Origin of the sequence: Lentihominibacter faecis, from assembly GCF_014306095.1 — a bacterium.
GTDB lineage: Bacteria > Bacillota > Clostridia > Peptostreptococcales > Anaerovoracaceae > Lentihominibacter > Lentihominibacter faecis.
The window spans coordinates 1-20,026 of sequence record NZ_JACRWC010000068.1; the positions used below are offsets into that span (position 1 = coordinate 1).

Genomic DNA, 20,026 nt, shown 5'->3' on the forward strand with positions numbered 1-20,026 from the left:
CTCCATCATCTCGCCCCACCCTTCTGACACTGATTTGGAAACCTTGGCATAACCGTATCCCGGCAGGTCAACGATCCGAAAAGCATCATTGATCCGGTAAAAGTTGATGGTTCGTGTTTTCCCCGGACTTCCACTGACACGAGCCAGTTTTTTCCGGCCTGTAAGCAAATTCAGAAGAGAGGATTTGCCCACATTGGATCGTCCCGCAAAGGCGATCTCAGCCACGCCTTCCGGCGGATACTGGTTCGGTTTTACCGCAACAGCCTCGAGTTCTGATTTATTTATGTTCATTTTTCTTATCCTTTACAAGAACCTGCTTTAGAGCATCTTTCACGTGCTTGATCAGCACGAATTCCATCTCATCGCGAACAGCTTCCGGGATATCCTGGATATCCGGTTCGTTTTCCTTTGGCAGAAGCACTTTGCGAATACCTGCTCTATGAGCCGCCAGTACTTTCTCCCGGATCCCGCCTACCGGCAGCACCTTGCCCCGCAGCGTGATTTCTCCCGTCATAGCTACATCCTTGCGTACCGGGATCCCCGTCAGCGTAGAAATGATAGCCGTGCACATTGTCACACCTGCCGAAGGGCCGTCCTTTGGTATCGCGCCTTCCGGAATGTGAATGTGCAGATCGCACTTTTTATAAAATTCTTCGTCGATCTTCAGTTCGTGAGCCGCCGAGCGAATGTAGCTGATACCAGCCTTTGCAGACTCCTGCATCACATCACCCAGCTGTCCTGTAAGCACCAGCTTGCCGGTGCCCGGCACCGCTACCGTTTCAATGAAAAGTGTATCGCCTCCAACTGCCGTCCAGGCCAGACCTGTCGTCACGCCCACTTCCGTTTCCCCTTTGATGATATCGAAGTGGAACTTCTTTTTCCCCAGCAGCTCCTGCACTTTTTTCCCGGACATGCTGACCTTTTTCGTATCACCGCAAACGTAGCTCTTAGCTACTTTTCTGCAAAGGTTTCCGATTTCACGTTCCAGGTTCCGCACGCCTGATTCTCTTGTATAGTAATTGATGATAGTACGGAGTCCCTGCTCTGTGAAGGAGATATTGCTCCCCGAAAGACCGTTTTCCTTGATCTGCTTCGGCACCAGATATTTTTCTGCGATGTTCAGCTTTTCTTCTTCCGTGTAACCGCTGACTTCGATCACTTCCATACGATCCAGCAACGGGCGCGGAATGGTATCCGTCGAGTTGGCCGTTGTGATAAACATTACCTTTGAAAGGTCAAACGGCACTTCCAGATAGTGATCGGTAAAATCTTTGTTCTGTTCCGGATCCAGTACTTCCAGCAGCGCAGAAGCCGGATCTCCCTTGTAGTCCGCTCCGATCTTATCTACTTCGTCAAAGAGGAATACCGGGTTTTTGGTCCCGCATTCTTTGATGGCGTTCATGATCCGGCCGGGTATCGCCCCAATATACGTTCTTCTGTGGCCTCTGATCTCGGCTTCATCCCGGACACCTCCCAGAGACATCCTTACGAATTCACGGTTGATTGAACGTGCCACGCTTTTGGCGATCGAAGTCTTGCCGACTCCCGGAGGACCTACCAGGCAGAGGATCGGTCCTTTGAGTCCCTTTGACAGCTGTACTACTGCCAGATACTCAAGAACTCTCTCTTTTACTTTTTCAAGACCATAATGATCTTCATTCAGGATCTCTTCCGCTTTATTCAGATCGAGATTGTCTTCACTTTCTGTATTCCACGGAAGTTCCAGCACTGTTTCGATGTAACTGCGACTTACAGTCGCCTCTGCAGACGATGGCTGCATCTTGGAAAAACGGCTGATCTCCTTCTCGATTTTTTCTCTGGTCTTGTCTTCCAGCTGCAGTTCTTCCAGCTTTGTGCGGAATCCTTCGATTTCATCTTCAACGTCTTCTGTAACACCCAGTTCATCCTGGATCGCCCGCATCTGTTCCCTCAGATAATATTCTCTCTGATTCTGATTGATCTGGAATTTCACCTTGGAATTGATATCTTGTTCGATATTGAGGATCTCGATCTCTTTCAGCAGGATCGTATTGAGTTTTTCAAGACGTTCCTTCGGATCCAGTATTTCAAGCAGTGTCTGCTTGTCCTCCAGCTTGCATTCCAGATGAGATGCGATCATATCTGCCATTCTTCCCGGCTCATTGATGGAAACGACCGTAGCAAATACTTCCGGCGCCAGACTCTGGTTGATACTGATATAGTCATCGAAACTGGTCAGCACAGTCCGCATAAGAGCTTCTGCTTCCGCATCGTCTTCCTTTACCGGCTCGTCCTCGATTTTTCTCACTCTGCAGCGAAAATAAGGTACTTCGAAGAGGACATCTTCGATGCGGCCTCTGCATATGCCTTCTACCAGTACGCGAATGGAATCCCCCGGCAGCTTGAGCATCTGCTTGATTTTACCGATGGTTCCGATATGATAAAAATCATCCGGTGTCGGAAGATCCGTTTCATCATCCTTCTGAGATGCCAGGAAAATATGCTGATCCATGATCATCGCCTTCTCCAGAGCATTGATAGACTTCTCACGTCCGATATCAAAATGAAGCACCATGTTCGGGAATACAGAAAGTCCGCGCAGCGGTATCATAGGAAGATCCACCACTTCGCTTTCTTCTGTAAAAGCCGTCTCTTCAAGCTCTTCTGCTTCCGATTCCGCCACCTGCTCTTCTTCCATTTCATCTATTTCATCTGGATCGATCATTTTCTTTGTTTTCTCATCCATGTAATATGCCTCCTTAATTTGTCGCGCCTTCAGGGCGACATTGACATGCCCCCCCGGCACTCCTTATATATATAATAAGGCGACTAAAAAGCCGCCCTAATACTCTTTCTTACGCCGTTTCTGCTGTCTGCCCTTTCGCGTTTGCGAGTTTCGGTTCAGCTAATACCAGCTCGGGATCCTGTTCCGCTTCCACGGTTTCCCTGGTAATGATACACTTTTTCACATCGTCTCTGGATGGTACTTCATACATGATATTGGTCATGATCTTCTCCATGATCCCACGAAGACCTCTGGCGCCTGTCTTGCGTTCCAGAGCCTTCTCTGCGATCGCCTCGATAGCATCCGGCTGGATTTCCAGATCTACATGATCCATATCAAACAGCTTCTTATACTGTTTCACCAATGCGTTTTTCGGTTCCGTAATAATACGAACCAGTGCATCTTTTGAAAGCTCTTCCAGCGTCACAAGCACCGGAAGTCTTCCGATGAATTCCGGAATCAGTCCATACCGCAGCAGATCCTCCTGCTGTACGTGCTTCATGATTTCCGCCTGCTCCATCTTGTTATTCTCAACATTGGAATTAAAGCCGATCGTCTTTTCCCCGATTCGTCTCTGTACGACTTTATCCAGACCGTCAAAGGCGCCGCCACAGATAAACAGCACATTGGTGGTATCAAACTGGATAAATTCCTGATGAGGATGTTTCCTGCCGCCCTGCGGCGGAACATTAGCCACGGTACCTTCCAGGATTTTCAGCAGTGCCTGCTGTACACCTTCACCGCTGACATCACGTGTGATGGAAGGATTTTCTGACTTCCGTGCGATCTTGTCGATTTCATCCACATAGATGATCCCGCGCTGTGCTTTCTCTATATCGTAGTCTGCCGCCTGCAGCAGTTTCAGCAGAATATTCTCCACGTCTTCTCCAACATAACCGGCTTCTGTCAATGCCGTCGCATCTGCGATGGCAAATGGTACATCCAGGATCTTCGCCAGTGTCTGTGCCAGTAATGTCTTACCGGAACCGGTCGGACCCACCATAACGATATTGCTCTTCTGCAGCTCCACTTCATCATCCTCGGCAGGAAGATTCCCGCTGCGGATCCTCTTATAGTGGTTGTACACTGCTACCGCCAGAGCTTTTTTCGCATCGTCCTGTCCAATAACGTATTCCGATAAGGTATTTGCGATCTCCTTCGGACGCGGAAGTCGATCAGTCGAACTGCCGACAGCTTCACCCTGTACGGTGCTGTGGTGCTCTTCCGAAGCGAGGATATCCTGGCAGAGTGCAACGCACTCATTACAGATATAAACCCCTGATCCGCTAATGAGTCGTTTCACCTGGCTCTGCGGTTTTCCGCAAAACGAACACCGCAGTTCATTGTTTTCATCGTATTTGCTCATATCTCCACCCCCACTTTATCTATCTCGTATCACTTGATCTATGAGGCCGTACCGTACCGCCTCGTCTGCGGACATGAAGTTGTCTCTGTCAGTATCCCGTGAAATGATCTGAAGAGGCTGCCCCGTATTACTGCTGAGGATCTTGTTAAGTTTTTCCCTCGTCTTCAGGATCCACTCAGCATGGATCTTGATATCTTCTGCCTGGCCCTGCACGCCTCCCAGCGGCTGATGGATCATGATTTCTGCATTTGGCAGGGCATAGCGCTTGCCCTTCTGCCCTGATGAGAGCAGAAAAGCGCCCATGCTTGCCGCCATACCGATACAGATGGTCGAAACCTGCGGTTTAATGTATTGCATCGTATCATAGATCGCCATGCCGGCGGTTACAGAACCGCCGGGGCTGTTGATATATAAGTTTATGTCCTTATCCGGATCCTCTGCTTCCAGAAATAACAGCTGCGCAACGATGGTGCTTGCTACATTCTCATCGATCGCCTCTCCTAAAAATATGATTCTATCCTTCAGTAGTCTCGAATAGATGTCATAGGAACGCTCTCCTCTGGCAGTCTGTTCGATGACATAAGGAACTAATGCCATAATCCGGACCTCCTTTTATCGTTTCATTTATTTCTTTACAGCATTATCATAGATGAAATCGATGGCTTTCTTAAGTCTGATATCTCCTGCGATCATCTTAATGTTCTGTGCGCCGATCATTTCTTTTACTTTATCAGCTTCCAGACCATACTGTTTCGCCATTCCTTCGATTTCCTGATCCACATCAGCATCTGTAGCTTCGAAGTTTTCCTGATCCGCTACAGCGTTGATGATCATTCTTGTCTTGACCTTCTTGAGTGCTTCTTCTCTCAGATTATCTCTGAAATCTTTCGGTTCTGTTCCCAGATACTTGAAGTAGCCTTCCAGATCCATGCCCTGGCTTCTCAGCTGCTGATCGAATTCAGACATCATGTTATCGATTTCGGATTCTACCATAACATCCGGCACATCGATATCATTTGCTTCATATACAGCCTTCAGAGCATCGTCCTTCATCTTGTTTTCGTCCTTTGCTTCTGCAGCTTTTTCCAGGTTCTTTCTTGTATCTTCTCTCAGTTCGTCCATCGTGTCGAATTCACTGACATCCTTTACGAATTCATCGTTGATCTCAGGCAGTTCTTCTTCTTTGATTTCGTGGACCTTGCACTTGAATACAGCTTCTTTTCCAGCCAGATCTGCAGCGTGGTATTCTTCCGGGAATGTTACCTTGACATCCTTGCTTTCACCAGTGCTTACGCCGATCAGCTGTTCTTCGAATCCAGGAATGAATGTTCCGGAACCCAGCTTCAGTGGCTGTCTTTCTGCAGTGCCGCCTTCGAACTGTTCATCGCCGACCCATCCTTCATAGTCGATGAGCACCATGTCTCCGTCCTGAGCCGGTCTGTCGACCGTTACCATTCTGGAGTTCTTTCTTGCCATGCTCTTGATTTCGTTTTCAACATCTTCGTCTGTCACTTCAGACTTCACTGCTTCGATCTCAACACCCTTATAATCCTTCACTTCGATTTCCGGATAGCATGCTACTTCGATGGTGATCGTAAAGCCCTCGCCCTTCTTCAGTTCGCTGAAGTCTGCCTTCGGGTTGTCGATAACATCCAGATCCAGTTCATCCAGTGCCAGCGGATAATGAAGAGAGAAGAGCTTGTTGATGGCATCTTCAAAGAATATGGTTTCACCATACTTCTTCTCGATGATGCTTCTTGGAGCCTTGCCCTTTCTGAAACCGTCGATCACGAATTTATCCTTCTGGCTTTTATACACGTCGATGACTGCATTTTCAAATTCTTCTGCGGTAATTTCGATAGTGAATTTTGCCTCGTTGTTTTCTTTTGAAATTAATGTTGCTTTCATGAATATATATCCTCCTCGATTATAAACACATAGTGCATATTATTATACCCTTAATCCTTTGAAAAGTAAAGGAAAAACCGAAAATCAGCCAGATTCCCTTGACATACTTTTCCTGTCGCCACATAATGGAACCATAAACTATATTCTAATAGGAAGTATACCATATATGTCAAATTTAATCAAAAATATTACAGAATTCGCCCTGTATCTTGTGCAGGGGTACATCTCCGAAGGTGATGTGGTCGTAGATGCCACCTGCGGCAATGGGTATGACACCCTTCGGCTGGCACAGCTTTCTCCTGCAAAGCTCTATGCTTTCGATATCCAGCAGGAAGCCGTAGACGCCACAAGAAAGCGTCTTCGCGAAGCAGGCTTTGCAGAAAAACTGGAAAACGGCACCATCGAAGTGATCTGCGATTCCCACGATCATCTTACGGATCATGTAAAGACCTTTATCCAGGCCGCCGTATTCAACCTGGGCTATCTGCCCGGTGCAGACAAAGGCTGCACAACATCGGCCAGTTCCACCATGCGGGCTGTACGAAGCTGCCTTTCCCGGCTGGAACCAGATGGGCTCGTATGCATTACCATGTACAGCGGCCATCCTGCGGGACGCCAGGAAAAAGAGCATCTTCTGGCCTTTGCAGAAAACCTGGACAAACGCCAGTGGCACTGCGCCTACATCAATCTGATCAATCAGCCGGCAGCACCGCCTGAAATCTTGCTGATCACTCGCAAAAAGAGACCGGAGTAATATCCAGTCTCTTTTTTCAATTCTATTATTTCCCCTGTGTCTCATGCTCTTGAGACTTCTTTATTTTCTCTATTACTTCATCCGCGTCAATACTGGATCCACAGCTGCAGGATCCGTTCTTAGGCGAACAGCTGCCCGCATCGGGACATCCAATGCATTTGACACCTTTTTTTCTCTGTTTTACGATGTATGTAATCGCTGCAGCGAGGATCGCCGCAAGCACTAATCCCCCAATGACGTTTATCACGCTGTTGCCCCCGTTCCTTTCGAATGTAATTCATATTCTTCGTCGAATTCTTTTCTGGATCTCTTGGCGATGAAGATCACGATAGCAACCATGCACAGGATCGCGATCAGTCCAGGAACGAATCCGTTTCCAATACCGGCACCTGTGATGACAGATCCTATATGGTATACCAGGAATGCTACAGTGTAGCCTGTTCCCAGCTGCAGGCCGATAGCAGCCCACAGCCACTTAGCGCTCTTCATTTCAGAGTTCATAGCACCGATCGCTGCGAAGCAAGGTGGTGTATAGAGATTGAACATCAGGTAAGCCAGTGCCGTTACAGTGGTCAGTCCCATAGTCATAGCAACCTGGTTCGCACCACCGGTCAGAGCCAGTTCGTCTGTATCGATGAAGTTGGTGATGCTGTATACAACTGCCAGCGTACCTACAACGTTTTCCTTGGCAATAAATCCAGTGATCGCTGCTGCAGCCAGCTGCCATGCTCCGAATCCCAGAGGGATCAGCAGTACTGCGAACGGAGAAGCGATCGTTGCCAGGATGGAAGTATCCTCAGCACCTTCTGCAACCACCTGGAAGTGCCAGTTGAATGTCTGCATCAGCTGTACAACACAGTTGCAGACCAGGATGATGGTAGCAGCTTTCTTGATGTAAGCCTTAGCACGTTCCAGCATGGAGAAGCAAGCTCTCTTCAGGCTTGGGATCTTGTAGTTCGGCAGCTCCATGATAAAGAAGGATTTTCTGTATTTGTAACCAGTGATCCACTTGATGAGCAAAGCGCCCAGGAAGATCAGCAGGATACCGACAAAGTACATTACAGGACCGACCCAGGATGAGCCAGCGAAAAATGCACCTGCAAACAATGCGATAACAGGGATCTTAGCTCCGCAAGGCATGAATGTCGTCAGCATTGCAGTCGCTCTTCTTTCTCTTTCGTCACGAATAGTACGGCTTGCCATGATGCCCGGGATCCCGCATCCAGTACCGATGATGATCGGAATGATGGATTTACCGGACAGACCAACACGCTTGAAGATCGGGTCCATAACCACGCTGACACGCGCCATATATCCGCAGTCTTCCAGAAGTGCGATTAGGAAGTACATTACCATTACCAGTGGCAGGAAACCGACTACGGCGCCAACACCACCGACGATACCGTCTGCCAAGATCGCCTGCAGCAGCGGGGATCCGCCATCCAGCAGTCCGGATACATATCCTTGGAACGTTTCGATCCAGCCTACGAGCCAGTCAGCGATCCATGGTCCCACCTTGGACTGGGAAACCCAGAATACTGCCCACATAACTACGGCAAATATCACGATACCGACGAATTTGTTTGTGATAACAGCATCGATTTTATCTTGCTTATTTCTTTCATTCGTATGTACTTCACGCTGTTCTACTTCACTTACGATCTTGTTTACGAATGCGAAACGCTTTCTGTCTTCTGCGTCAACAGCTTCTTTGTCGTGCAGGTTGATTTCTGCCTGCATATAAGGAGCCTTCTGGCCTTTGCCGTTTTCAGAAACAGCTGCCTTGACAACGTCCTGCAGACCTTTATGATCTGTGGAAACCGTCTTGATAACAGGACAGCCCAGCTTTTCAGCCAGCTTATCGACGTCGATCTTTGTATGCTGTTTCTCGTTGATATCACTCTTGTTGAGTGCCACCACTACCGGGATCCCCAGTTCCAGAAGCTGTGTCGTGAAAAACAGGCTTCGACTCAGGTTTGTTGCATCTACGATATTGATGATCGCATCCGGATGTTCGTCTCTGACGTATCCGCTGGTGATACTTTCTTCCGGTGTGAATGGTGACATGGAATACGCACCAGGCAGGTCAACTGCCACGAGTTCTTCCGTTGTATTGGCATAGTCCGCTTTGATAGGACTTTCCTTTCTGCCAATCGTAACCCCGGCCCAGTTACCAACACGTTCGTTTTTACCCGTCAGTGCGTTGTACATGGTAGTTTTACCACTGTTCGGGTTGCCGGCAAAAGCAATTCTCATTTAGTGTTCCTCCTACTTTCATTTTTAAGATCTATAGTTATTTATTGCAAACTGAGTTATTAAGAGCTAACCCCAGACTCATAAAAAATAGTGACATCGCCACTATTTTTTTCATGGTTAGATCTGAATCGCCTCTGCGATGTTGCCGTCGATATTGTATCGCCCATCTTTGATCGCTACTGTATATCCAGATTTTTTACGTGAAATGACCGTAATAGCTTCTCCACTGTAGCAGCCCAAACGAAACAGAAACGCTTTCAGTTCTTCATCATCTGTAGCAATATCTTTTACGATGCAGCTCTCACCTACGTTAGCTTCCGTTAAATTCATATTATCACCTGTTTCTCTCATAATCTCCAATGAAATACCATTGACGTAAATACAGTGGTTAGCAATTTCTAACCCACTTTGTTTATTCTAACCATAAAGCGCACGTTTGTCAACAGGTTTAACAAAACTAACGAAAAAAATTACCGGGATTTTAAAAATCCCGGTACAGATGCGCTCTGTCCGGGATCTCATGTTCCATATTTCAGCGATTTCTATCGCTCACTGTGATACTGCGCTGCCTGCTCCCTGCCTGCAGCTGCCGCTTCTTTCGCTTCGCGTTTTCCTTTTTTGATTAATTCGATGCCTCTTGCATATTTGCTGAGTTCCTGTACTTCCAGGCCGTATTTTTCCTGCAGCTGTTCCCCCAGCTCTACAAGCTCTTCCGTCTCTCCTGAAAACAGTTCCAGTTCCACTTCAAAAATAGGTTCTTTTCCGTAATTGGTCAGGATCACTCCTTTGTCCACAGACAGTTCGAAGATCCCTGTACCCGTATCAATACGAAATCTCTTCCGGTGGAATCTGGTTTCGAGAACGCATTCTACCTTCTCGTCTCCCAGGACCTCCATCAGTTCTTCCCCCATTTCGCTTTCACTGAAAACTGACGGATCAGGTGTCCCGTCTATTACCGGTACACTGATCTCAATTCTCTTGTGCAGCGCGCCCTCATTGGTTCCATTACATTTCAGGGCAGCTACCCAGCGCTCCCCTTCCTTGCGGATCCTGTATGCGATCTGCTTTTTTGACAGGTCGCAGTGGCAGGTGTCATAATATCTGGCATCAAGACAAACTTCCTCTCTTGAGTCCTCTTCCTCCATGTCAGAAAAAATCTTGTCCTTCCAAATATCCGCAGCTACTGCTTCTGTCGGTATCTTATACTTTAATTCTATCTCCATACGCTACCTTCTTTTCTCCGAGTCATCGAAGCGAAAAAATTGTACCCTATGATAATATCATCGTTGAAACAATAAGGCAAGTAAAATTTATTTTATGTCCGAGACCGAAAGCACCCGATAGCCGGCTTTTTCCACCGCGCTGCATAAAGTCTCTTCTTCCACCGGACGATCAAAGGAAACCGTAGCATTCTTTTTATGCAGGTTCACCTTGGCAGAGACACCGTCGATACTGTTAAGCGCCTCAGCCACCCGATTTACACAATGTTCACAAGTCATTCCTTCAATGTGAAGCGTTATCTGTCCGATCACCGGATCTTCCAAATGCTTTGCCTTGACTTTCTTTGGCTTGTTTCCAGAGCCTCCACCGCAGCAGTCGCCTTCACCCTTCATGTGTTTGACGGATCCCTTCAGTGCGAACACAAGGATCGCCACGATCACGATGACTGTTATTACCGTTTTCATCTATATCCCTTCTTTCCTTCCAAGTCTGCAAAATATGCAAAAAGCAGAGGCTTTCGACTTTTTGAAAACAAGTCTCTGCCTCCGCTAGTTAGCATACCCTAACGTCCGTTGTTCGTCAAGAGATATTTTTTCTTTCTGCAAAAGGCCTACGCCAGCGTTGCGACAATAATGGCCTTTATGGAATGCATTCTGTTCTCCGCTTCATCGAACACCTTAGAGTGTCTGCTGCGGAACACTTCGTCGGTCACTTCGCGGATATCATAGCCCAGTTCCATCTGTGTCTTGGCCATATCCGTTTCAAAATCGTGGAAAGCCGGCAGACAATGCAGGAAGATCACGTCCGGATTCTCCGTCTTTGCCAGCAGATCCATAGTCACTTTATAAGGAGTCAGCAGCTTGACACGTTCCGGGATCTCCGCTTCCTCACCCATTGAGGCCCATACATCTGTATAGATCACGTCTACTCCTTTCAATGCTTCCGGAGTAGAAGCCACTTCGATGACAGCTCCTGTTTCCGCTGCCACTTCGTTGGCGCGCTTCAGCACGTCCTGATCGATTTCCCCGGCAAGCTCCTCCGGTCCGTATGCCACGAAATGCATCCCCATTTTGGCGCAGCCGTACATCCACGCATAGCTCATGTTGTTTCTGATATCGCCGCAAAAAGCGACCTTTACCTTGGATAAAGGCTTTGCGATATGTTCTTCTATCGTCAGGAAGTCCGCCAGGATCTGCGTCGGATGATCGATGTCCGTCAAACCGTTCCATACCGGTATGCCGGAGTACTTTGCAAGATCCTCGACCACCTTCTGCTCGTAGCCGCGATACTCGATACCGTCAAAAAATCTGCCCAGGACCTTTGCAGAATCCTCGATGCTCTCCTTCTTGCCCACTTGCGAACTCTTAGAGTCCAGATACGTTACGTGAGCGCCTTCATCGTGACATGCCACCTCGAAGGAACATCTGGTCCGCGTCGACGTCTTGTCAAACAAAAGAACGATATTTTTTCCCTTCAGCATTTCCCCCTGGATACCGCTCCTTTTCTTCGCCTTCAGGTCATGAGCCAGATCCAGCATGTAGCGGATCTCCTCCGGGGTAAAATCCATCAGTGTCAAAAAGCTTCTGCCTTTTAAATTTACTGCCATTATGTATTTCTCCTTTTCGTTTTACAGGTTTTTATTTATATATTTTCACTTCCCGGGTTTCTGTCCGTGAAACTGATAATAACACACTTCCAGTCTGCCGTTGTAAAGCTTTCGTCTCCGGTCCGCTTTACGCTGCAAAATTTTCTCCTCTGCATCCTTATCCGTCGTCACCAAAAAAAGTGACCAGTCCGGATGATTCTGCAAAAAGTTTTTCAGTCCGCCGTAGATCTTCTGGATCTCCTTTTCCTCTCCTATACGCTCGCCATAAGGAGGATTCGTGATCAGGATGCCGTTCTGTCCTTGCGCATGGAGCTTTGCAGCATCAGCACGCCGAAAATGGATACAGTCCTCTACGCCGGCTTCCTCTGCATTCTGCTTTGCAGCAGCCACAGCTTTCGGATCGATATCCATTCCCGTGATATCCAGTTTCTCATCGTAGCGTATCGCCTGAAAGGCAGCACGTTTTTCCTCTTTCCAGAGATTTTTATCGATGAACTCCCAGTCCTCACACGCAAACGACCGGTTCAGCCCCGGTGCGATATTGCGTCCGATGAGAGCAGCCTCGATCGGGATGGTCCCTGAACCGCAGCATGGATCCACCAGGATCCTTCCTTCTTTCCAGAAAGACAGCTGCACCATGGCAGCAGCCAGCGTCTCCTTGATCGGCGCCGCCACATCTTTTATGCGGTATCCTCTCTTATGAAGACCTGCCCCGCTGGTATCCACAGTCAAGGTGACTCTGTCCTTTAAGAGCGTTGCTTTCACCGTATATTCCGCTCCGGTCTCCGGAAATTCGCTGATACCGTATGCCTCGCTCAGCCTGTCCACAATAGCTTTTTTAACGATCTTCTGACAGGCCGGCACGCTGTGAAGCACTGACTTCACAGAAGTCCCTGTGACGGTGAATTTTCCGTCAGGCGGAATCAGCATTTCCCACTCCAGCGCCTTGGTCTGCTGAAACAGTTCTTCAAAAGTGTCCGCTTCAAATTCTGCCATCCTCAGCAGGACCCGGTCTGCGCTTCTCAGCCATAAATTAGACCGTACGACAGCCCTTTCATCGCCGAGGTAGGTCACCTTGCCGTCTTCCGTCTTCAGGATCTTATATCCCAGTTCCTGTATTTCTCTTTTTACTACAGCTTCCAGTCCAAAGGTCGCCGTAGCGATCAGTTCCAGCTTCATATATATGTTTCCCTTCTGTTCAGGCTGTTTTTTCGCAGCATATCGATATATTTCAATGATTCTCCTGTACCCTTTGCCACACAGAAATCCGCATCCGGTGCGATGCGTGTGCGTATCCCCGTCTTTCGCTGGATCCGACGCTCAAGACCTCGCAGATGTGCTCCTCCGCCAGTAATGACGATGCCCGATTCTCCCACGTCTGCAGCCAGCTCCGGCGGTGTGCGTTCTAAGACACTGTGAACTGCTTCGCAGATCCCGTCGATCGGCTCTTCCAGTGCTTCCAGGATTTCAGCGGATGTCACCTCAACGGTTCGAGGCAGTCCGCTCACCAGATCTCTTCCCTTGCAAAGAGTCTTTCGCGGCGTTTCTCCATAAAATGCCGCGCCGATTTCTTTTTTCAGTTGTTCTGCCGTCCGTTCTCCAATGAACAGCCGGTATTTCTTTCGGATATATTTTACGATACATTCATCAAAAGTATCTCCAGCCAGCTTGACCGATGCGCTCGTTACGATCCCTCCCATGGAGATGACCGCAATATCCGTCGTTCCTCCTCCAATATCGATGATCATGACACCTTCTGGTCCGGTAATATCCACTCCGGCGCCAATTGCCGCAGCTACCGGTTCTTCAATGAGAAAGACCGACCGGCCTCCCGCCTGCAGTGCTGCTTCCCTGACTGCACGCTTTTCCACTTCTGTCACGCCACTTGGAACACATACGATGAGCCTCGGCTTGAAGATCCTGCTGCCACCGCAGGTCTTGCGAATAAAATACTGCAGCATCCTCTCCGTGATATCGTAATCAGAAATAACACCTTCTCGCAAAGGTCTGATTGCTGCAATATTCCCCGGCGTTCTGCCGATCATCCGCTTCGCTTCGCTGCCTATCGCCAGGATTTCTTTTGTATCCTTGTTGACAGCAACGACTGAAGGCTCCTGCAGCACGATGCCCTTTCCATCAACGTAGATCAAAACGTTGGCAGTTCCCAGATCGATCCCTACTTCTTCCGTAAAACTCATATCCCTCTTCTGCGATATTTCCGCAGTCTCCTTTCATTTTATCAGTTCTTCCTTAGTTTTACCACCTACAAAAAATTTACACAGAAACTTCAAAGGCAGCATATTTCCAAATCCCCTCACATATATTGTGTTAACTGTTGCAGTTAATACATGATGAGGTGGTGAACTGTCATATTATGAAGGATTACATAGAAGAGAGAGTGCTGGAACTCGCTCGCTATATCACTGAAACCGGCGCCACGGTACGTAGTGCTGCCGCCCGGTTTCGCGTGTCAAAATCAACCGTCCACAAAGACATTACAGAAAGACTGCTGGAAATCAATCCAGGGCTTGCTGCCGAAGTCAAGGAAGTCCTGGAAAAAAACAAGGCTCAGCGTCATATCCGCGGCGGTCTCGCTACCCGTGAAAAGTATCTCCACCAGAAGTCAGACAGCCATAATCATTAAATGACAAGAACCCGGAAGAAACTGCTTGCGCTGTTTCTTTCAGGTTCTATTTTCCTATCTTCTACGTCCTGCCATCAGATTATCAAGCACAAACAGCAGATAACTGATCCCTAAGAACACCAGCAAAGTCAGAACCATATGCAGTCCCAGCAGGTTAAAATACGGGATCTGTGCCAGCGATGATCCGAACCGGTTTACCAGAAAGACTGCCAGATTGAACAGCACCGGCAGGATCGCCCAGAACACCGGGCTGTATGCTGTAAACTCCCCTTTTCTGCAAAAGAGCAAATAGTCAATAAACGCCATCAGCGGTGCGATGAAATAAAGCAGATACCCTGCCAGGGACATGCCCTCATGCAGTCCGTTTCCCGTTCCAAAGTTCAAGTAGTAGTATACCAGGAACGTCACGACCATATAAATGGTCACAGCACCTCTTAAAAATCCTCGTTCATAAGACGGTCTGGCGATGATCAGATAAGCGAAATACACCAGTGCCAGAGCATTGGCCAGCAATGCGAAGTCGCCCAGTATGACCGACAGGCTGAATCCGGAAGCGAAAAGCTTCATTACCAGCCCCGCTCCGCACACAATGAGGAACAGGACGCGAAATATAACACCGATTGTGTCGTTTTTAATATACATGAAGTAGTGTCTCCTTTATTTCTGCTTTAGAGCCGCCGCAATGAATTCCCGGAACAGCGGGTGTGCCTTGTTCGGTCTGCTCTTGAATTCCGGATGATACTGTACCCCCACATAATGAGGATGCTGCGGCAGTTCCACCGCTTCCACCAGTCTGCCGTCCGGAGAAGTTCCTGCTATTTTCAGTCCGGCTTCTTCCATTTTTTCACGATATTCGTTGTTGAATTCATACCGGTGTCTGTGACGTTCCGAAGTGAAAGTCGTTCCATATGCCCGCTCCAGAATGGTTCCCTTTGCGATCGTGCACGGATAAGCGCCCAGTCGCATCGTGCCTCCCTTCGGGATATCTCCGTACTGATCCGGCATGAAATCTATGACCTTATGCGGGCAGTCCTCTGCGAATTCACCGGAATTCGCATCCATGATACCCAGTACGTTTCTGGCAAATTCGATGACGGCGATCTGCATTCCAAGACAAATTCCAAAGTACGGGATCTTGTGAGTCCGCGCATACTTCGCAGCAGCAATCTTGCCCTCAATGCCACGGTCTCCGAAACCACCCGGCACCAGGATCCCGGATACATCAGAAAGAATTGATTCTGCCGTCTCATCAGTCACGTCTTCTGCCTCGATCCATTTGATATCCACTTTGCAGCCGTTTTCGTAACCGCCGTGACGAAGTGCCTCTGCCACCGAAAGATACGCATCATGAAGCTTGATGTACTTGCCTACCACTGCGATATTCACACGTTCCTTCCGCGCTTTGATCCGCTCTACCATCTGCTCCCATTCCGTCATCTCACACGGGCCGGCATTGATCCCCAGCTCTCTGCAAACGATCCACGAAAGCTTCGATTTTTCCAGCATCAACGGTGCTTCATAGAGGATAGGAAGTGTCTGGTTTTCTATGACGCAATCTTCCTTGACGTTGCAAAACAGAGAGATTTTTTCCGAAATGCTCTTGTCGATCGGCTCATCGGCACGCATTACGATGATGTCCGGAGAGATCCCCATGGCCTGCAGTTCCTTGACAGAGTGCTGTGTAGGCTTGGATTTATGCTCTCCCGAACTCTTCAGATACGGCACCAGCGTCACATGTATGAACAGGCAGTTTTCCTTGCCCTGCTCCAGTGATACCTGCCGTATCGCTTCCAGAAACGGCTGACTTTCAATGTCTCCCACCGTGCCGCCGATTTCTGTGATAATAACATCCGCATTTCCGGTTTCGCCAACGCGATAGATGAATTCCTTGATTTCATTGGTTATGTGAGGGATGATCTGTACCGTGCTCCCCAGGTACTCGCCTTTTCGCTCTTTGTTAAGCACATTCCAGTACACTTTTCCCGTCGTCAGGTTAGAGTATTTGTTGAGATTTTCATCGATAAAGCGCTCATAATGGCCCAGATCCAGATCCGTCTCCGCACCATCTTCCGTCACGTACACTTCCCCGTGCTGATACGGGCTCATGGTTCCCGGATCCACGTTGATATAAGGGTCCAGCTTCTGCGCTGCGATGCGAAGTCCTCTCGCCTTTAAAAGTCTCCCCAGCGATGCCGCCGTGATCCCCTTGCCAAGGCCCGATACAACGCCTCCTGTTACAAAGATATATTTTTTCATACTCCTTCCCCGCCTTTCTTTTCTGAAATTCTGTGCAGATCATTTTCGTGATTCCCGCGTAAATAAAAAAAGATAAGGGTTCCGGCGTTTCGGTGAGATGGGTAATCGAGACCCCATCCAACTGCCGTCTTCCTTATTCTTTCTATGTTTTGTGCACAAATTTTACTCTCATATTATACACGAAAACACAAAGGTTATCAAGAATTTTTCTCACCTTTCGAAAAAAACGGCAAAACGGTTTCCGAACACGTCGTATCCGGCAATATGGATCCTCTCCGCGCCCTTCGGGATCTGCACTGATCGTTCTCCACTGCAAAGGATCTTATCCGCGCGATGCACCATTCCGTTCCATGCAAAATCCACGCTCCACACAGCTACAAGGCTCAGACTGTCACCGCGTACAAAACGCTCCACTTCCTCCGGACTGCTGCAGTTTTCCACAGTTTCCGGCGGCTCATACCCGGTCAGCAGCACCTGGTCTTCTGAGACCTCTGCAAAGATCTTTGCAGCATTCCGTACATCCGGATCACTCTTTGCAGCCGTTCCGCACTTTGCAGCCAGCACTGCAAACCCGCCAGCCATTCTGTCTTCCTTTTCTCCTGCATTCTTCTGTAAAGCTGTCAGCCTTGCTATTTCTGACGATATGGCAAGGGAGCTTTCGTCGCACAGGATCCAGTTTCTTCCCATTTTAGCACACACTGCGCCAAAGCTCCCGGATCCTGCAAAGAAATCCGCACAGAGATCCCCGGGATCGCTGCACGCCTCCACGATCCGTTCCAGCAGCTTTTCCGGCTTCTGCGTTGCATATCCGGTACGCTCTGCAGAAGTCCTTCCCACCATATCGATGGTCCAGACGTCCTTCATGTTTACCATAGTATACCAGCCCTGTTCATCCTGGAATTCTTCAACTCCCTGAAAACAATAGGGTTTCATTCCTCTATTGTAGGATTTTTCCTTCAGCATATGGAATTTATACTGCTTCGTTTTACCGTAGAGCAGCAGCGTATCATGCTTGCGCGCAAAGTTTTTTTTGCTCGTTCCGCCGGATTTATAATTCCATATGATCTCGTTTATAAAGTTTTTCCGTCCGAAGATCTCATCCATGAGGATCTTCACATAATGTGTAACATGCCAGTCCAGGTGCACTGCGATACATCCTGTATCCGACAGCAGATCGCGCATGAAAAAAAGCCGGGTCGTCAGCATCTGCAGATAAGATTCCAGTGCTGAAGCACGAAAATCATCATATGCATCGATCTTAACAGTAGAAGAATTTCCTAAGATCTCCGACTGCAGCACCACCGATGCCTGATACTTGCTTTTCGAGAAAAAGGGCGGATCCACGTAAATAAGCTGGAGACCTCTCCCCAGCTTATCGTTCTTACAGATATGATCCATGTAATCCAGATTGTTTCCCAGTATGATCCGTCCGGCTTCATGGGCCTGTGCGTCATCTGCCCCATAGATTTCACGCACTTCAAAAGATCCCTGCAGTGTCCCGTTCTTTCTCTGCTCATACTCCGCACGACCCTTTTGAAACGCTGTTATCATGTTTTCCAAATCACTCATAAAACCCTCTGTAAACCCTCTGTTTTTGTTTAAATCTTCTTAGTATAGGACAGTTTGATCCAGTAACCGTTCGACTTCAGCTGTCCCCAGTCACCATTGGTTGCCTTGATGGTATAGGTTCCCGGCTTGATGTAACCTTTTCGTGCATACAGGATGCCCGGACCGGATCGCATATTGAGATCCTTTGCTGTTATTTTAACGTTATATTCCGCATTGACTGCAACCGTAGTAGTAGGTTTTTCCCTCGGCGGAATCCAGTCCCGGCATTGTAGTCCGCACACTTGCACCATAAGAATGCTCTGCCGTCATCGGGATGTAGATAGTGATAGCCATGACCAAAATAAGTATGATCGATACAGTCCTCTTCATGATCGTTCTCCTGTCGTTTCCCTTCTAGAATCATTTTTTCGTAGTCAACTAATATTGTAGCACTCGATCAGGGGGTCTTCCAACCGGATTCTGTCAAAAAAAGCAAAAAAAACGATGCTGACGGTTTTTCTGTCAGCATCGTATCTTTGTTTCAATCAATATATTGTGGTCTTGCATCCGCTATGCCAGGAACTGCTCTACCGCCTTCTTGACATCGTTACCGTCTGCAACGCCTTTGACCTTTGGCATAACAGCTCCCATCAGTTTTCCCATGGAGCTCTTGCCGCCGCCCTGTTCGATTCCCATATCAGCTGCTGTTTTTCCTACGAGATCCAGTATCTCTTCTGCAGTCAGCTGTTTCGGCATATAATCCATCAGGACTTCAATTTCTGCATTATAGGCATCGATCAGATCCGTTCTGCCGGCCGATTCAAAATCAGCGAGGGCATCTTTTCTCATTTTGACCTGTTTGGCTAAAATGGATGCGATTCCAGCATCATCGATTTCCTCTCGATTGTCCACTTCATACTGCTTGATTGCAGCTCGAACAAAGCTGATAGTCTCCTTGCGGACCTTTTCTTTGTTCTTCATTGCCTCTTTAAAGTCAGCATTTAATCTTTCTTTTAAGGTCATTACTCACAACACCTCTGATCTATACAAACTAGTATTTCTTAGCCTTTTTTCTTGCAGCTTCAGACTTTTTCTTTCTCTTTACGCTAGGTTTTTCGTAATGTTCTCTCTTTCTCAGTTCGGACATAACGCCATCTCTAGCGCAAGATCTCTTGAATCTCTTTAATGCGCTTTCTAAGCTTTCATTTTCTCTAACAATTACCTGTGCCATTTCTCGTTTCACCTCCTGACTTTACAGAAATCTCGTAACCTAAGAACGGCTTGCCTATAACGTTGCTATTATACTATTTTATGGCATTTTATGCAACAATTTTTTTTGCCGATCAGCCTGGAGGCCACGTCATCTTTCTTTTTCCCAGAAGATGGAAATGCAGATGTTTTACGGTCTGCAGACCGTCTTCACCGCAGTTGCTTACGAGTCGATACCCGTTTTCAAGCCCCAGCTCTGCTGCGATTTCCTTGACTTTACCCAGGATATAGCCCAGAAGTTCTTCGTCTTCCGCCGTCGTATCGTCTAAAGAGGCAATATGCTTCTTCGGAATGATCAGCACATGAACCGGAGCCTGCGGATCCAGATCATGGAAGCATACGATCTTATCATCTTCGTACACTTTGTTGGAAGGGATCTCTCCTGCCGCTATTTTACAAAAAATACAATCGCTCATTTTTTCACATCCTTTGCT

At 47.9% G+C, this 20,026-nt stretch carries 22 protein-coding genes; 2 read left to right on the plus strand and 20 right to left on the minus strand.

The annotated features are described in order from the left end of the window. The 5 genes from yihA to tig form a co-directional block, all read right to left on the minus strand. Window positions 1-291, minus strand: a 291-nt coding sequence (yihA, locus tag H8876_RS05455) for a ribosome biogenesis GTP-binding protein YihA/YsxC (protein WP_249286877.1), incomplete at its 3' end; no start/stop codon positions are given. After that, window positions 278-2,725, minus strand: coding sequence for an endopeptidase La (lon, locus tag H8876_RS05460; protein ID WP_283241761.1), 2,448 nt, complete (start codon window positions 2,723-2,725; stop codon window positions 278-280). The genes yihA and lon, both read right to left, overlap by 14 nt. A 109-nt stretch (window positions 2,726-2,834) precedes the next feature. Beyond that, window positions 2,835-4,130, minus strand: a complete 1,296-nt coding sequence (gene clpX / locus H8876_RS05465; RefSeq protein WP_249286878.1) for an ATP-dependent protease ATP-binding subunit ClpX — start codon at window positions 4,128-4,130, stop codon at window positions 2,835-2,837. A gap of 15 nt (window positions 4,131-4,145) precedes the next feature. After that, window positions 4,146-4,727: an ATP-dependent Clp endopeptidase proteolytic subunit ClpP gene (clpP, locus tag H8876_RS05470; protein ID WP_249286879.1), complete on the minus strand. Its 582-nt coding sequence runs from the start codon at window positions 4,725-4,727 to the stop codon at window positions 4,146-4,148. Window positions 4,728-4,754: 27 nt separating this feature from the next. Then, window positions 4,755-6,038: a trigger factor gene (gene tig, locus H8876_RS05475; protein WP_249286880.1), complete on the minus strand. Its 1,284-nt coding sequence runs from the start codon at window positions 6,036-6,038 to the stop codon at window positions 4,755-4,757. Between the two features lie 166 nt (window positions 6,039-6,204). Between tig and mnmM the strand changes: the two genes are divergently transcribed. Next, on the plus strand, window positions 6,205-6,792 hold the full coding sequence (mnmM, locus tag H8876_RS05480; protein ID WP_249286881.1) for a tRNA 5-(aminomethyl)-2-thiouridylate-methyltransferase MnmM: 588 nt from the start codon (window positions 6,205-6,207) through the stop codon (window positions 6,790-6,792). 243 nt (window positions 6,793-7,035) lie between these two features. Here mnmM and feoB read toward each other — a convergent pair whose 3' ends face one another. The 7 genes from feoB to mreB form a co-directional block, all read right to left on the minus strand. Further along, window positions 7,036-9,048, minus strand: coding sequence for a ferrous iron transporter B (gene feoB / locus H8876_RS05485; RefSeq protein WP_249286882.1), 2,013 nt, complete (start codon window positions 9,046-9,048; stop codon window positions 7,036-7,038). Between the two features lie 117 nt (window positions 9,049-9,165). Then, window positions 9,166-9,399 carry a FeoA family protein gene (locus tag H8876_RS05490; protein WP_346727842.1) on the minus strand — a complete coding sequence of 78 codons (234 nt, stop codon included), beginning with the start codon at window positions 9,397-9,399 and terminating at the stop codon, window positions 9,166-9,168. Between the two features lie 191 nt (window positions 9,400-9,590). Next, entirely contained in the window at window positions 9,591-10,271 is a 681-nt protein-coding gene (locus tag H8876_RS05495) for a CYTH domain-containing protein (protein WP_249286883.1), read from the minus strand. Between the two features lie 87 nt (window positions 10,272-10,358). Next, a complete protein-coding gene (locus H8876_RS05500; RefSeq protein WP_249286884.1) occupies window positions 10,359-10,733 on the minus strand; it encodes a heavy-metal-associated domain-containing protein in 375 nt (124 codons plus the stop codon). Window positions 10,734-10,879: 146 nt separating this feature from the next. Then, complete coding sequence (argF, locus tag H8876_RS05505) at window positions 10,880-11,875, minus strand: ornithine carbamoyltransferase (RefSeq protein WP_249286885.1); 996 nt, start codon at window positions 11,873-11,875, stop codon at window positions 10,880-10,882. Between the two features lie 45 nt (window positions 11,876-11,920). Then, the gene (locus H8876_RS05510; protein ID WP_249286886.1) at window positions 11,921-13,054 is read right to left on the minus strand and encodes a THUMP domain-containing class I SAM-dependent RNA methyltransferase; all 1,134 of its coding nucleotides are present in this window, start codon (window positions 13,052-13,054) and stop codon (window positions 11,921-11,923) included. Continuing rightward, complete coding sequence (mreB, locus tag H8876_RS05515; protein WP_249286887.1) at window positions 13,051-14,073, minus strand: rod shape-determining protein; 1,023 nt, start codon at window positions 14,071-14,073, stop codon at window positions 13,051-13,053. The genes H8876_RS05510 and mreB overlap by 4 nt, the downstream gene beginning before the upstream one ends. A 176-nt stretch (window positions 14,074-14,249) precedes the next feature. Here mreB and spoIIID point away from each other — a divergent pair, with 176 nt between their 5' ends. Further along, window positions 14,250-14,519 (plus strand): sporulation transcriptional regulator SpoIIID, encoded by a 270-nt coding sequence (spoIIID, locus tag H8876_RS05520; RefSeq protein WP_177265627.1) that lies wholly within the window; start codon window positions 14,250-14,252, stop codon window positions 14,517-14,519. Between the two features lie 54 nt (window positions 14,520-14,573). Here the strand turns inward: spoIIID and H8876_RS05525 are convergent, their stop codons facing one another. The 8 genes from H8876_RS05525 to H8876_RS05560 all read right to left on the minus strand — a co-directional run bounded on the left by H8876_RS05525 (window position 14,574) and on the right by H8876_RS05560 (window position 20,008). Beyond that, complete coding sequence (locus H8876_RS05525) at window positions 14,574-15,161, minus strand: hypothetical protein (RefSeq protein WP_177265626.1); 588 nt, start codon at window positions 15,159-15,161, stop codon at window positions 14,574-14,576. Window positions 15,162-15,176: 15 nt separating this feature from the next. After that, complete coding sequence (locus H8876_RS05530; protein WP_249286888.1) at window positions 15,177-16,775, minus strand: CTP synthase; 1,599 nt, start codon at window positions 16,773-16,775, stop codon at window positions 15,177-15,179. 210 nt (window positions 16,776-16,985) lie between these two features. Next, window positions 16,986-18,344 (minus strand): DNA-methyltransferase, encoded by a 1,359-nt coding sequence (locus tag H8876_RS05535; RefSeq protein WP_249286889.1) that lies wholly within the window; start codon window positions 18,342-18,344, stop codon window positions 16,986-16,988. Between the two features lie 29 nt (window positions 18,345-18,373). Further along, window positions 18,374-18,517, minus strand: coding sequence for an SH3 domain-containing protein (locus tag H8876_RS05540; protein ID WP_249286890.1), 144 nt, complete (start codon window positions 18,515-18,517; stop codon window positions 18,374-18,376). Window positions 18,518-18,545: 28 nt separating this feature from the next. Then, window positions 18,546-18,713: a hypothetical protein gene (locus H8876_RS05545; RefSeq protein WP_249286891.1), complete on the minus strand. Its 168-nt coding sequence runs from the start codon at window positions 18,711-18,713 to the stop codon at window positions 18,546-18,548. 180 nt (window positions 18,714-18,893) lie between these two features. Then, the gene (locus H8876_RS05550; RefSeq protein WP_283241762.1) at window positions 18,894-19,346 is read right to left on the minus strand and encodes a GatB/YqeY domain-containing protein; all 453 of its coding nucleotides are present in this window, start codon (window positions 19,344-19,346) and stop codon (window positions 18,894-18,896) included. 28 nt (window positions 19,347-19,374) lie between these two features. Beyond that, window positions 19,375-19,554 carry a 30S ribosomal protein S21 gene (rpsU, locus tag H8876_RS05555; protein ID WP_022146591.1) on the minus strand — a complete coding sequence of 60 codons (180 nt, stop codon included), beginning with the start codon at window positions 19,552-19,554 and terminating at the stop codon, window positions 19,375-19,377. A gap of 112 nt (window positions 19,555-19,666) precedes the next feature. Then, the gene (locus H8876_RS05560) at window positions 19,667-20,008 is read right to left on the minus strand and encodes a histidine triad nucleotide-binding protein (RefSeq protein ID WP_249286893.1); all 342 of its coding nucleotides are present in this window, start codon (window positions 20,006-20,008) and stop codon (window positions 19,667-19,669) included. Between the last annotated feature and the right edge of the window lie 18 nt (window positions 20,009-20,026).